Below are 12,969 nucleotides of genomic sequence, written 5' to 3' on the forward strand. Positions count from 1 at the left end.
TATATGGGGCAGAATTTTTCTAAAAAATCCGGTAATGATTTAGTTAGTCGCATTGTTTTTACTATTCTCATTCTTATAGTATGTAGATTTGGGTCTTTTATACCTATACCTGGTATAGATTCAATTGCTTTAAGTAGTGTGGCTGCAAAGAATCAATCCGGAATACTCGGAATGTTTAATATGCTATCCGGAGGATCGCTAGGTAGAATGTCCATTTTTGCTTTAGCAATTATGCCGTATATTACTGCCTCAATTATTATCCAATTAATGTCAGTTGCATATAAACCTTTGGAAAATTTAAAAAAAGAAGGGGAAGTCGGCAAAAGAAAAGTAAATCAGCTATCGAGATATTTAACGGTTCTGCTTGCTTCTTTTCAGGCTTATGGAGTTGCTATAAGTTTAGAGTCGATTGTAACAAATACTGGTCCTGTAGTAATCTTAGCGGGTTTTTTCTTTAGAGTTACAACCGTAATTACTTTAGTTGTAGGCACGATGCTATTAATGTGGTTAGGAGAACAAATTACACAACGTGGCATAGGTAATGGTACGTCTTTAATTATATTTATAGGTATAATTTCAGGAGTACCTAGTGCTATTATTAGTATGTTTGAATTATCAAGAAAAGGAGCATTATCGCCTTTAATAGCGATAGCTGTTTGTATTGGAGTAGTTGTATTAATAGCTATAATTATATTTTTTGAAAGAGCCCAAAGAAAATTATTGGTGCAGTATCCTAAAAGACAAGTAGGAAATAAAATTTATGGAGGCGAGGCAACCCATATGCCTCTCAAGTTAAATACTTCTGGTGTAATACCTCCAATATTTGCTAGTTCAATTTTACTATTTCCTGCTACGCTTGCTAATTTTTCTAATAGTAATTCAGAAACTATGGGCATGCTTACTTATTACTTAGGGCATGGAAAACCTGTATATATTTTATTATATGTAGCATTAATTATGTTTTTTAGTTTTTTTTATACTGCAGTAGTATTTAATTCTGAAGAAACTGCTAATAATTTAAGAAAATACGGTGCTTATATTCCAGGTAAAAGACCAGGAAAAAATACGTCTGATTATTTTGATTATATACTTACAAGGCTTACGGTTATAGGTGGGATATATTTAAGTGTAATATGTGTAATTCCGGAGCTATTAATGAATAAATATGTAATCTCTCTTTCTTTAGGAGGTACGAGTTTTTTAATTGTAGTGAACGTGGTACTTGATACTATGACTCAGATTCAAACTTACTTATTTAGTAGTAAGTATGAAGGTTTAATGAAGAAAGTAAAATTAAAAAATTAAAAATGAGCTTAAATAGTGATAGTAATTTTTTTAGGTCCTCCAGGAGCGGGAAAGGGCACACAAGGAAAAAAGATAGCTAAAAAAATTGATTTACTACATATAGCAATCGGTGATATATTTAGAACAATTATTAAAACATCAACTAGTGAAGCAGAGTTAATTAATAATTATGTTAAGCAAGGGGAGCTTATCCCTAATGAAATAGTTAATCAAGTAATCAAAAATTTTTTATTATCCTCTGAATATAAAAACGGCTACATATTAGATGGATATCCGCGTAATTTAGAGCAAGCGAAATTTTTTGAATCATTTATTAAAGAAAAAATTAAAATAATATATTTTGATGTTTCAGATGAATTATTAATTAAAAGAATTTTAGGAAGATATAGTTGTAAAAATTGCGGTAAAATATATAATAGATACTTCTTGCAGCCTAAAACTGATAATGTATGTGATGTTTGCGGTTCAAGTACATTTGATTATAGAAAAGACGATAATGAAGAAGTAATAAAAAAAAGAATTGAAGTATATAAAACAGAAACATATCCGTTAATAGATTATTATAAAAATAGTGGTAATTTTTATATAGTTAATGGAAGTAAAAATGAACAAGAAATAGAAATTGATATACAGAAAATACTAAAAATAAATTGACTTTATCAAAGATTTTTATATGATTTTTTAGTTACCAGTAAAATTTTGGAGATTATTTGTGGCAAGAATTGCAAGTGTTAATATTCCTGATAATAAACGTTTAGTTGTGAGTTTAACTTACATTTACGGTCTTGGGCCTACTATGGCAGCAGAGATCTGTAATAAAGCAAAAATATCGAAAGATAAAAAAGTGAAAGAACTGACAGATCAAGAGTTAATAGGCTTACGTAATATTATTGAAAGTGAGTATAAAGTTGAGGGTGATTTAAGACGAGAAGTTACGCTTAATATTAAGAAAAAGAAAGATATAAGATGTTATCAAGGACTTAGACATATACGTAAGTTGCCGGTGAGAGGACAGAACACGCATTCTAATGCTCGAACTAGAAAAGGTAAAGCTATTGCGATAGCCGGAAAGAAAAAAGCTGTAAAATAATAGTTTAAGTATAGAGTATAAATAATGAATCAGACGGTTAAAGTTAAGAAAAAGAAAAAAACTATCACTCTTGGTGTTGTGCATATCCGAGCATCATTTAATAATACTATAGTAACATTTACTGATATCCAAGGTAATACTATTGCTTCTGCATCGGCAGGAGGTAATGGGTTTAAAGGGGCAAGAAAAGCAACACCTTATGCAGCTCAAGTAACAATTGATAGAGCATCGGAAAAAGCAAAAGAATATGGTCTAAAAACTATTTCTATTAGGATTGGAGGACCGGGGGCTCAGCGTGAATCAGCAATGAGAGCTTTATTCGGACAAAATTTTGTGGTTACATCAATTTTAGATGTATCGTCAATTGCTCATAATGGAGTAAGACCGCCAAAAAGAAGAAGAGTATAAGAGAATCATAGGTATTGAATGTTATCGTTAAGTAAAAATTGGAATACTTTAATAAAGCCGAATAAAGTTGCTTATGAAAATGTTCCAGAAACCAATAATAAAGCTAAAATTGTAGTTGAACCTTTAGAAAGAGGTTTTGGTTTAACACTCGGTAATGCTATGAGAAGAGTATTACTTTCTTCTTTACAAGGAGCAGCTATCACGTCTATAAAGATCCCTGCTATAGAACATGAATTTTCTTCTATACCCGGTGTAAAAGAAGATGTATCTGAAGTGATTTTAAACATTAAAGGTATTGAAGTAAAAATGTATGTTGCAGAAAAACGTATCATGAAATTAAAAGCAACAGGACCTTGTGTTGTAACGGCCGGTATGATTGAAACAGGTCATGATGTAGAAATACTGAATCCGGATCATGTAATTTGTGATCTAGCTAAGGACAAGCAGCTTGAAATGGAATTAACTTGCAAGGTTGGTAAAGGATATGTACTTAGCACAAATAGTTATGAGGATAATTTACCTATTGGTGAAATAGCTATAGATGCTTTATTTAATCCAGTAAAGAGTGTTACTTATAAGGTAGAAAATACTAGGGTAGGTCAGGTTACCGATTATGATAAATTAATTATGTTTGTAGAAACTAACGGTGATGTATTACCTGAAATGGCTGTAGGTTTAGCTGCACGTATTTTACAGGAGCAATTACAATTATTTATTTCTTTTGAAGAACAGGAAGAAGATAAGCAAGTTAAAACTGATGCTTTACCATTTTCACCTTATTTACTTAAGAGAGTTGATGAATTGGAATTATCGGTTAGATCGGCAAACTGTTTGAAAAATGATAATATAATATATATAGGGGATCTAGTAAAAAGAACGGAATCCGATATGCTAAGAACTCCAAATTTTGGTAGAAAATCTTTAAATGAGATTAAAGAAATATTGGCAAAATTTAATTTAAGATTCGGTATGGATGTACCGGATTGGCCACCGGAAAATATTCAGGAATTATCTAAACGTTATGAAGATTCTTATAATTAAGGACTAAAAAATGCGACATAAAATTAAAGGCAGAAAGTTAAATGTAACAAGTAGTCATCGGCAAGCAATGCTCGCTAATATGGCTGTAGCACTTGTAACCCATGAACAAATTAAAACTACTTTACCAAAAGCTAAGGAATTAAGACCTTATATTGAAACTCTAATTACTAAAGCTAAAAAAGCTGATTTAATGGTAAGAAGAAGCGTTTTATCAAAAATAAAAGATAAAACAGCAGTAGAAAAGCTTATAAATATTTTAGGTACCAGATATAAAGATAGACCTGGCGGTTATACTAGAATAATAAAAGCCGGATTCCGTTATGGTGATTTAGCACCGATAGCATATATTGAATTTGTAGATAGAGATATTAATGCTAAAGGAAATATACAGCAAGATGCTAATGAAGAAATTAAAAATTAAAATATAAGGGACTCGGTGATGGCTAATCATTCTTCAGCAAAAAAAGCTGCTAGACAAACAGTAAAAAGAACTCTAATCAATAAAAAACGATCTAGTGCAATAAAAACTTTTATAAAGAAAGTTGTACATGAAATCAGTCTTGGTAATAAAGAAAATGCTAACATAGCTTTATCTGTTGCTCAGTCTAAGATAATGCAAGGTGTGAAAAAAAATATAATTAAATTAAATACCGCCTCAAGAAAAATCAGCAGATTATCAAGGCAAATAAAAAGTTTGAAAGTAAATAACACTTTATAGTAATTTAAAAGCAAAAACTAATAAAATTGTGCTAAATTATTTATATACTTCTTATGAATTATAAATGATGTTATTTTACTAATTAATAAAAAATATGGGCGATTAGCTCAGCTGGTAGAGTATCTCGTTTACACCGAGAGTGTCGGCGGTTCAAGTCCGTCATCGCCCACCAATCAAAAGTTTTTAGTATTTCAACGATCAAACAATGAATGAAGCTTAAACTCAAGTTTTTCAGTTTTAAATGTTACAATAGTTAAACCTATCAAGAAAAACAGTATCTTTGTGAAAGGGCATTTCTAACTAAGTATATATTAGTTAATAATTTAATGCCATTGCTAGAAAATTACAAAGTAAGTGAAGAAATAATCCAGTATAAAAATGCTAAAATTTAGTATTTTTATACTGGATTATTTCTTCACTAAAGCCGATTAAATCGCTGTTGTTTTTCTTGATCGGTAAATCTAAAGTAATTCTTATCTTGTAGTAATGCGTTTAATGCTACAGTTTGAATAGTGTGTTTATATCCTATCTCTGCTAATGCTTGTATATTTTTATAATTACCTATATCTGCTTTTTGTGTTTCTTGATTAATATTATGGTTTAGCTCCTTAATTAACTTTATCCTATCTTGGATCTGATTGACCGAATCTTTAGAACCTTTTAATGATTGTAATCCTATATTTATTGATGAAATTATTTGTGCTACATTATTACCGACTATAGCTGCTGATATCCCCGCCACGTTTACTATATTATTTATTACATTTGTTATAACCGATGCTATAAATAATGATTTAGTACCTTTATTACTTTTGTCTTTCGTTTGTTGCTGCTCATTATGTATATATAAATCATCTTTTAAAATATCTTTTTACTTTGGATCAATTTTTAGAAGAGCTTGTTGTTTACTCAAATCATCACGATGTTTTTCTAATAATTTATTTTCTTGTGTAAGAAGACGTATCTTGCGAGTATGTACTACATCTATTATGGCTTTACCTACTATAGATGTTGCCATGGCAGCAGCTGATACAAACATAAATAGAGCTGTGGCAGGTGCTATAAGTTGCCAGCATAATACTACTTGCTATTAATCCGAGTACGCTAGCTGTGGTTTTATTAAAAAGAATCTTTCCTGTTACGTTGCTTATTTTCTTTATATTACCCCATTTTTGAGGTCTTAATACTATTTATAATACTGGATATTCTTGAGTTATTTTGTGCTTTATACTCACTTTTATAAATTAGTATTGGGGTGTTGTTCATGGGTTGTTAAGGCGTGTGTGCCTCTACTCATTCATTGCTGTATCCGTTCTTGCTCTATTATATATAAATCATCTTTACTTTTTACTGTTTCTTGAGAAATTATACGCTCCAAGTTACGCCTTTGTATAACTTCTATATCATCCATACTTCTAAATATTGGAGGCTGCTTTTTAGGTACTGTGTCTATATTATTGGATGATGCCTTTACAATATCTAAATCCTTTTCTAGTGAGTGTGGCATATTTCTTTTCTTCTTTTATAGGTCTTGCCATTCTATTCGCTCCATTTGTATGCCTTTAATCTGTTTTAGGGTGCATTATAGATAATTATTAAAATTTTATGTCAAATACACCTAAGTTAGAAAATCACTATAATAAATTGTTACAAGATATTATGCTTAAAACATTAGAGCAGAATCAAATTGTAGAAACCTATTTAATACAAGAAGATTTTAGTAGTACTTTAGATGAGTTGCAAAAAATAAACGCAAAGCTTGAAGAATATTGTAAGGTTTTTGCTCTGCTTGAAAGAATTAAAACCGAATTAGCTGAAGAAGATAAAGTATATAACTAATTTAATTGATATAAAAGGTGCAAGCTGCATTTCGCCTTTTATATTCAATAATAATTTCCTGCTTCAACTTCTAGTTTTTTAAAAGGTGATATACCGAGGCTATACCCTATAATAATAGGAATTACTATCATCAACAATCCTAAATTATTAAAACGTTCTGTTAAATAAACAAGCCCAAAAGAACTAATTACATAACATAGCGGTTCTTGAATAAGCATATATAAAGCTAGCATAGGTAAATCGTTTTAAAACCGGAAAACTTTTATAAAATATTGGAATTGCCGGGGATTCACTTGGAGAAAAAGTCACTACAATTAGTGGAATTAAGAGAATTTGCTAACCTTGCGTTATATTATCTAATATTAATGGACTAGATAGAAGAAAAGTTAAAAATATTACTAATTGCATTTATAGCATAAACACGTAAGTGCTAGTGCTACAAAAAATTCTACTATAGAAATTTGTATTAAAAAATAATAAATTGCAGTCTTCTTATTAACTTTTTCCTGCCATACAAGATTATTTTTTATCTTTGCTACATCAATTATATTACTATCTTTTATCGTTTTCTTGCATTCTACGCTTAGCATCAACAAAATCCGGTGTTTCTCGCAAAGTAGTCCTAGCAGCACTACCTATTAATGCAATTTCTGTACCTACCCAAAATGCGATACGCTAATTAAAGTCATAGGATGTAACTAAGGTTTCTACGCCAAAGGCCACAGTTAATCCTAAGCACACACCCCTACAAATGCTACGGCAGGAAAGCGTTTAGGAACTCCAACAGATTCCGTTAAATATAATTCTGCTCCTACTCTTGCTCCCATGGATGACATACCTTGCACTATACGGCATATTGTTACTATGCAGGCGGCACTAGCACCTACTTGGGCATAAGTAGGAAGATTAACCATAACGATGCAAGAAAATGACATTAAAATAGTGGTAATAATAATGACTGTGGATTTCCGACCTATATTATCAGCCAAATAATAAAGCTCCTAAGGGTCTAAAAATAAAAGTAGAACAAAAAGAAAAAACTGCAAGAAGTCGATTAACGTGAGTATCATATTGCGAAAAGAAAAGCTCATCAATTAGTACTGCCATATGAACATATAGCATAAGATCAAAATATTCTCAAAAAGTACCTATAGATAGTAAGCCTATGCCTATAGCCCGTTTTTGTTCTCTGTTTAAACTTTTTTGTTTTTTTTTCGTATTCCAACACAATTTTTTCTAAAAAGTTAATTTATAGCAATGTTATATTGAGAAGATTTCAAGTCTATAAATTCAAGGTAAAAGTTACAATGTTTTATGATTATACTTATTTAAAACTTCTTTGACTAATGAAGTTGTTATTTTTCTTTTGGAAATTAAAGCAAAATAGTTAATATTGTCTAATATTTCTATAATTTTTGAATATTCCCTAGGCAAATTTACTAAAAGAAAATCTATGATTTGTCGGGATATTGTTACCGAAGAAATAGCAAAATGCTTAAATATTAGAATTTTGATTAATTCATCGTCAGGTGAGTTTAATAGAATACTAAGTACTGATTTAATACGTGAAGATAAATCGGGTAAAGTAAAATTTCTGCTTTTATCAGATGCGGTAAGTAAAAGATATTTTTGTTTTTCGTTAATAATATTAAATATATGAAGTAATGTCGGCTCTTGCCAGTTTTCAATATCTTCAATGATGAAAGCATTATATTTTTCTGAAATTTCTTCATTAAAAAAAATATCTTTAATAATATAGGCATTGCTTAAATTTTGCCATATTTTGGTTAAATAAGTTTTGCCTGACGAAGAAGGTCCTTTAATTAATAAAGTAAATTTATAAGGGTTAACGCCAAAGCCGCACTGCCAATTTTTTATAATATTATAAGCTTGATTGTTAGAACTAGAAACAATAAATTCATCAGGATGATATTTACTAGAAGTAGTAAAACGAAATATATATTGCTGCACTGTTATAAGAATTTTTTAGTCGTCTATTCGATAGAATTTGCTAGATTTATAAAATTTAATTAGATTCAAAAGTAAAATTTTTGTAATCCCTGCAATCGGTATAGCAAAAAATATTCCAATAATTCCAAATAAACTGCCGCAGGCAAAAATTGAGAATATAATCCAAAGAGGATGCAACCCTATTTTATCACCGATAATTTTAGGGGTGAAAATATAAGACTCGCAAATATTTCCAACTAGATAAATTATCATTATATATAGTAATTTAGTAGTTACACCAAAAGTTAAATAGCCGATCATTAGAGTTAAAAGAAACGATATAAAAGTACCAAGGAAAGGAATAATAACTAAAAATCCTGTTAAAATGCCAAGTAAAAGAGCGAGATCAATACCTATTACGGTAAATGCAATACTATAATAAGTAGATAATAATAAGCAAATATTTAGCTGTCCTCTTATGTAAGCAGATAACAGATTATTAATTGCCGATAATATTTCAAGGATTTTCGGTCGGGTTTTTATAGGTAATAATGATTTCATGTTTGCAATAATTTTAGCCCAATCACGTAGGAAATAGAATAATATTATAGGTATAAGTAAAAATAAAACAAATATGTTAATAGTTATAATAGTATAACGCCAAAAATTATTAGCAATACTGCCAAGTATAGTAAATATACTATTTATAAAATTGCTTAAAGAATTCTTGATTTTATCGGCAATATCAGGTTCTATCGAATAAATTTTTACCATTATAGGCGGTAATATTTCTGCCTGTAAATAATTGTTATATTTTGGAATATTATTTATAAAAGTAAAAATTTGTCCATAAATTATCGGCACTAAAATAGTTAAGCTTAAGAAAAATATGCTCAAAAATATCAGATAAATTATGCTTGATGCAAATTTATTTGATATTTTAAATTTTGATGCGATAAAACCTATAGCAGGTTGTAGTAAGTAAGATATTATAAATGCGATAAAAAATGGTTTTACTGCGTCTGAAATTAGCATAAAACCGCTGATAAAAAACCCTAAAAAAACTAGCCAAAATATAACGGTTCTATTCATTATTATTTTCCTCATTTTCTATACGAAGATCAACTTCAAAAAGAGCTAGGAGTTCACAAGGCGAAGATCACAGCATATACTTAATACGTGAGAATTGAAGTTCTTGTAAACGACGACGCCATTTTTTGAAGTTGATCGAGTATTAAGGTTTTTTAACTACTTGTACGGTAGCAGGACGAAGTAGTCTATCTCTAATTTTATATCCTGATTGCATTAAAGTAATAATACTATTCGGTGCATGATCAGGATGTTCTACCTGCGCAATTGCATTATGTAAATTATAGTCGAACATTGATCCTATTTCCGGCTTTATTTCTTCAATATGATGTTTATGAAAGACTTTGTCTAGCTCGTCTTTAGTCATCTGAACGCCTGCAATAATATTTGTGACTTCTACATCAGAATTTGCCGGTTTATGTGCTAATGCTCTTGAAAGATTATCACTAACATTTAGTAGTTCTTTAGCAAATGTAGCAATTGCATAATCTTTTGCTTCGTCACGTGCTTTTTCTAAACGCTTTCTTGTATTGTCTATTTCAGCAGTAGTTCTTATTAGCTTATCTTTTAGCTCTTCAATCTCGGCTTTTAACGCTGTTACCTCCGGATTTGCTGTTTCCACTATCTCTTCAGTAATATCATTTATTGTTTGTTCATTATTTTCTATATTATCGTCTATCATATTATTTACTTTATATTTATGTTCTTTTTTGAGGTATATATAGATATAATAAAAATTTTTTCAATGGTATACTCGTTTAATTTGAAAAATTGGCGTCGTTGTTTCGTATTTTTTTATCCTCACGTACTAGTATGTATGCTGCGGTCAAAAAATATGAAACGCCTTACTCTTTTCCAAATTAAACTTTACTATTTATTTTTACTTATGGAGTACAAATTGTATTATGAGACAGTCAGGAAGAAAAAGCAACCAATTACGTCCTATTTCATTAGAATTATCCCCGCTTATTAATGCGGAAGGTTCATGTCTTATTAAAATCGGTAATACACATGTCATGTGTAGTGCTACTTGTGAAACTACCGTACCGCCATTCTTGAGGGGACAAAATCAAGGCTGGATTACTGCTGAGTACGGTATGCTTCCCGGTTCTACATCACAGCGTATTAAAAGAGAAGCGACACTTGGGAAACAAGGCGGAAGAACGCAAGAGATACAGCGTTTAATAGGTAGGGCGATGCGATGTGTAATTGACGTGAGGAAACTCGGCGAGAGGCAAATTATCATAGATTGTGATGTTATTAATGCTGACGGCGGTACTAGAACTGCAGCAATAACAGGGAGCTACGTAGCATTGCACCTAGCTATTAGGTCCTTGATGAAAAAGAGAGTTTTAAAGGTGAACCCGTTAATTAGTCAAATTGCAGCTATTTCTTGCGGTATATATAAAGGTGAGGCGATACTAGATTTGGATTATTTAGAAGATAGTGATGCGGACGTGGATAGTAATTTTGTGTTTGCAGGTAACGGTAATTTAATCGAAGTACAAGGCACGGCAGAGAAAAATCCTTTTTCCGAAGAGCAGTTTTTAGCAATGTTAAAACTTGCTAAAGGCGGAGCTGCGGAATTATTTAAACTACAAAATCAGGTACTGCTTGGGTCTTAGAAAGTTGCTAAGTGGATCAGTTTTCCCGTTATTGCAAAAAATGCTAATTTATAGCATTTTTTTATTATTGCTCTGGATTGCCGCATCGCTTTGCTCCTCGCAATGACGGTGCATGTATCCACGCAACCAATCTTCCACGAGAAGAACGTATTTATTAAGCGTATGGATTATCATCAAAAGCAATATGTTCACCTGATAATATAATTATCTTATCTCGATTGGTATTATTTATAAATACCTTATGATTAAGATCTGTTACTTTAACACTACTATGTGGTCCTAAGATTAATTCCGCAACATTGCCTAGGCTTTCAAACGTAACACGCTGATTAGCTCCAATTGTTATTTTATTGGGCGATATATTAATATTTGCTGTTCTACTTTCTTCGGTAAAAGTAATAGTTCTATATTTTGGATCGTTCATATTTTCCTCTTTGAATGAATTTTAAGTTATAAAATCATTACTACAATATGCTATATACTACTTCAATTAAAAATTTTTTAACCTAGCTCCTTACTCAATTTATAATTGCTATTATAGTGTATTTTTTAAATTTAAGCGGCTATGGTATTAAGATTATATTATTGTCGTCTATTATGCCTTATTAGTAGAATTATCCTCTGATCAATATGAGCAATTTGTAAGTAGTACTGTAGAATACGGTATTACCGATAATCAAAATATTGGAGTACATTTTTTGTACAAAGAAGATAAATTTTTGAATGAAAAAAACATAAGCACGGATGCTTCTATTTACTATATAATTGAAGCTATTTGAAGATAAAGATTTTGTTATTGCGGCTCAGCCTAAAATTTTAATGAGTAAGAGTAAAAAGCGTAAAGAAGATTTTTTAGGCGAGATATCTTTACTAATGGGAATGTCTAAAAATATCCACCCTGTTATTATTTTTAATCAAAATATATTTAGCTTTGGACATTCAATTAATATTGGTTCTAAGAAGATGTATTATATTTCTACTTGTGAAGGGATTAAATTTAAAAACGGCATAATGCTTACAAGTTTTACAAAATACCATACTCGGCAAAATTACGGCTATGTATATGATAGTTCAGTTTATGAGCAGTTAGGAATTGCAAAGATAATTAATTTTGGTAAAGAGAATAGAAACTTGTTAACTGCTCAAAGCAGTCTTTCAAATTAAGAAATATAAAATATCAGGTATAAATTTTCAGCATGGTTAGATGTATAAATGAAGATATAATATTACAGATAATCAGAGATAAAAACTTATTAGGTAAAAAACAAGCTAGTAGTTTAAAAGCTATGATCGAAGAAGCAATTATCGATAATGAGATAATGATTGATATATTATATGAAAATAGAATATTGCTGCTAATAAGCAATATTTCTTATATTAAAATTTATAATTATTCTTATATACAAGCCTATGTAGTGAATGGTTATTGTATATATGACGATGTTCATGGTAATACAATAACTGCTATAAATGATCTAAAAATATTGTTTAGTAATAATAATATTTTTAGATCTATAATGCTGATCAAGAAATATTATTTTTATAAATTATTAGAAAAAAATTTTGCCTATTTAACTAGTATCAAAGCAAAATATGCTCTTGAATTTACAGTCGGACTGATTATTGCTAAGAATATTAAGTATACCAATAAAATAATAATATTTTTCATCGTGTTTATAGTCACATTGATTTATCTGCCGGTTTTATTTCATGTTGCTAATAATATAAGCTATTGTGTGCAAAATATTTTAAAATCTCTGTTATGTATAAGGGCAGTAAGAGAATCGCCTGCGGTAAGGGTTGTATGGATTGAAAAGTGTATTCGGTGTCATACTGTGGTTTGACCACGGTATCCCGAAAATAATTAAAAATACTAATATTAGTATTTTTAACTGGATCCCGCG

At 30.2% G+C, this 12,969-nt stretch carries 20 protein-coding genes and 1 tRNA gene; 12 read left to right on the forward strand and 9 right to left on the reverse strand.

Going from position 1 to position 12,969, the window contains the following annotated elements:
- Positions 1-3: 3 nt before the first annotated feature.
- The 8 genes from secY to RSIB_RS06460 all read left to right on the forward strand — a co-directional run bounded on the left by secY (position 4) and on the right by RSIB_RS06460 (position 4,734).
- On the forward strand, positions 4-1,305 hold the full coding sequence (gene secY / locus RSIB_RS01110) for a preprotein translocase subunit SecY (protein ID WP_004997832.1): 1,302 nt from the start codon (positions 4-6) through the stop codon (positions 1,303-1,305).
- 15 nt (positions 1,306-1,320) lie between these two features.
- Complete coding sequence (locus RSIB_RS01105) at positions 1,321-1,959, forward strand: adenylate kinase (RefSeq protein ID WP_004997834.1); 639 nt, start codon at positions 1,321-1,323, stop codon at positions 1,957-1,959.
- A 58-nt stretch (positions 1,960-2,017) separates the two neighbouring features.
- Complete coding sequence (rpsM, locus tag RSIB_RS01100) at positions 2,018-2,395, forward strand: 30S ribosomal protein S13 (RefSeq protein ID WP_004997837.1); 378 nt, start codon at positions 2,018-2,020, stop codon at positions 2,393-2,395.
- Between the two features lie 24 nt (positions 2,396-2,419).
- Entirely contained in the window at positions 2,420-2,803 is a 384-nt protein-coding gene (rpsK, locus tag RSIB_RS01095; protein WP_004997839.1) for a 30S ribosomal protein S11, read from the forward strand.
- An 18-nt stretch (positions 2,804-2,821) separates the two neighbouring features.
- Positions 2,822-3,844 (forward strand): DNA-directed RNA polymerase subunit alpha, encoded by a 1,023-nt coding sequence (locus tag RSIB_RS01090; protein ID WP_004997840.1) that lies wholly within the window; start codon positions 2,822-2,824, stop codon positions 3,842-3,844.
- 10 nt (positions 3,845-3,854) lie between these two features.
- A complete protein-coding gene (rplQ, locus tag RSIB_RS01085; protein ID WP_004997844.1) occupies positions 3,855-4,265 on the forward strand; it encodes a 50S ribosomal protein L17 in 411 nt (136 codons plus the stop codon).
- A gap of 18 nt (positions 4,266-4,283) precedes the next feature.
- Positions 4,284-4,562 (forward strand): 30S ribosomal protein S20, encoded by a 279-nt coding sequence (gene rpsT, locus RSIB_RS01080; protein WP_004997845.1) that lies wholly within the window; start codon positions 4,284-4,286, stop codon positions 4,560-4,562.
- 96 nt (positions 4,563-4,658) lie between these two features.
- Positions 4,659-4,734: transfer RNA gene (locus RSIB_RS06460), tRNA-Val, on the forward strand.
- 246 nt (positions 4,735-4,980) lie between these two features.
- Here the strand turns inward: RSIB_RS06460 and RSIB_RS07040 are convergent.
- From RSIB_RS07040 to RSIB_RS06470, 3 genes are all read right to left on the reverse strand, one after another.
- Positions 4,981-5,304 carry a hypothetical protein gene (locus tag RSIB_RS07040; RefSeq protein WP_244261509.1) on the reverse strand — a complete coding sequence of 108 codons (324 nt, stop codon included), beginning with the start codon at positions 5,302-5,304 and terminating at the stop codon, positions 4,981-4,983.
- A gap of 129 nt (positions 5,305-5,433) precedes the next feature.
- Complete coding sequence (locus tag RSIB_RS09220; protein WP_016728299.1) at positions 5,434-5,601, reverse strand: hypothetical protein; 168 nt, start codon at positions 5,599-5,601, stop codon at positions 5,434-5,436.
- Between the two features lie 258 nt (positions 5,602-5,859).
- A complete protein-coding gene (locus RSIB_RS06470) occupies positions 5,860-6,069 on the reverse strand; it encodes a hypothetical protein (protein ID WP_016728298.1) in 210 nt (69 codons plus the stop codon).
- Between the two features lie 98 nt (positions 6,070-6,167).
- Here RSIB_RS06470 and RSIB_RS01075 point away from each other — a divergent pair, with 98 nt between their 5' ends.
- Positions 6,168-6,401, forward strand: a complete 234-nt coding sequence (locus RSIB_RS01075) for a hypothetical protein (protein ID WP_004997847.1) — start codon at positions 6,168-6,170, stop codon at positions 6,399-6,401.
- Between the two features lie 44 nt (positions 6,402-6,445).
- On the opposite strand, the gene RSIB_RS06475 is transcribed toward RSIB_RS01075, so the two are convergent.
- The 5 genes from RSIB_RS06475 to grpE form a co-directional block, all read right to left on the reverse strand.
- Positions 6,446-6,634, reverse strand: coding sequence for a proline/betaine transporter (locus RSIB_RS06475; RefSeq protein WP_172632695.1), 189 nt, complete (start codon positions 6,632-6,634; stop codon positions 6,446-6,448).
- A gap of 498 nt (positions 6,635-7,132) precedes the next feature.
- Complete coding sequence (locus tag RSIB_RS07045) at positions 7,133-7,390, reverse strand: hypothetical protein (protein WP_004997849.1); 258 nt, start codon at positions 7,388-7,390, stop codon at positions 7,133-7,135.
- A 313-nt stretch (positions 7,391-7,703) separates the two neighbouring features.
- Positions 7,704-8,372: an HdaA/DnaA family protein gene (locus RSIB_RS01065; RefSeq protein WP_004997851.1), complete on the reverse strand. Its 669-nt coding sequence runs from the start codon at positions 8,370-8,372 to the stop codon at positions 7,704-7,706.
- Positions 8,373-8,387: 15 nt separating this feature from the next.
- Complete coding sequence (locus RSIB_RS01060; protein ID WP_004997853.1) at positions 8,388-9,443, reverse strand: AI-2E family transporter; 1,056 nt, start codon at positions 9,441-9,443, stop codon at positions 8,388-8,390.
- Positions 9,444-9,585: 142 nt separating this feature from the next.
- Complete coding sequence (gene grpE, locus RSIB_RS01055) at positions 9,586-10,122, reverse strand: nucleotide exchange factor GrpE (protein ID WP_004997855.1); 537 nt, start codon at positions 10,120-10,122, stop codon at positions 9,586-9,588.
- 223 nt (positions 10,123-10,345) lie between these two features.
- Here grpE and rph point away from each other — a divergent pair, with 223 nt between their 5' ends.
- Positions 10,346-11,065, forward strand: coding sequence for a ribonuclease PH (gene rph, locus RSIB_RS01050; protein ID WP_004997858.1), 720 nt, complete (start codon positions 10,346-10,348; stop codon positions 11,063-11,065).
- Between the two features lie 154 nt (positions 11,066-11,219).
- On the opposite strand, the gene RSIB_RS01045 is transcribed toward rph, so the two are convergent.
- Complete coding sequence (locus RSIB_RS01045; RefSeq protein ID WP_004997861.1) at positions 11,220-11,489, reverse strand: hypothetical protein; 270 nt, start codon at positions 11,487-11,489, stop codon at positions 11,220-11,222.
- 341 nt (positions 11,490-11,830) lie between these two features.
- Here RSIB_RS01045 and RSIB_RS01040 point away from each other — a divergent pair, with 341 nt between their 5' ends.
- A complete protein-coding gene (locus RSIB_RS01040; RefSeq protein ID WP_004997864.1) occupies positions 11,831-12,229 on the forward strand; it encodes a hypothetical protein in 399 nt (132 codons plus the stop codon).
- A 32-nt stretch (positions 12,230-12,261) separates the two neighbouring features.
- The gene (locus tag RSIB_RS01035) at positions 12,262-12,909 is read left to right on the forward strand and encodes a hypothetical protein (protein ID WP_004997867.1); all 648 of its coding nucleotides are present in this window, start codon (positions 12,262-12,264) and stop codon (positions 12,907-12,909) included.
- Positions 12,910-12,969 lie beyond the last annotated feature (60 nt).

The organism is Rickettsia sibirica 246, from assembly GCF_000166935.1.
Taxonomy (GTDB): domain Bacteria; phylum Pseudomonadota; class Alphaproteobacteria; order Rickettsiales; family Rickettsiaceae; genus Rickettsia; species Rickettsia rickettsii.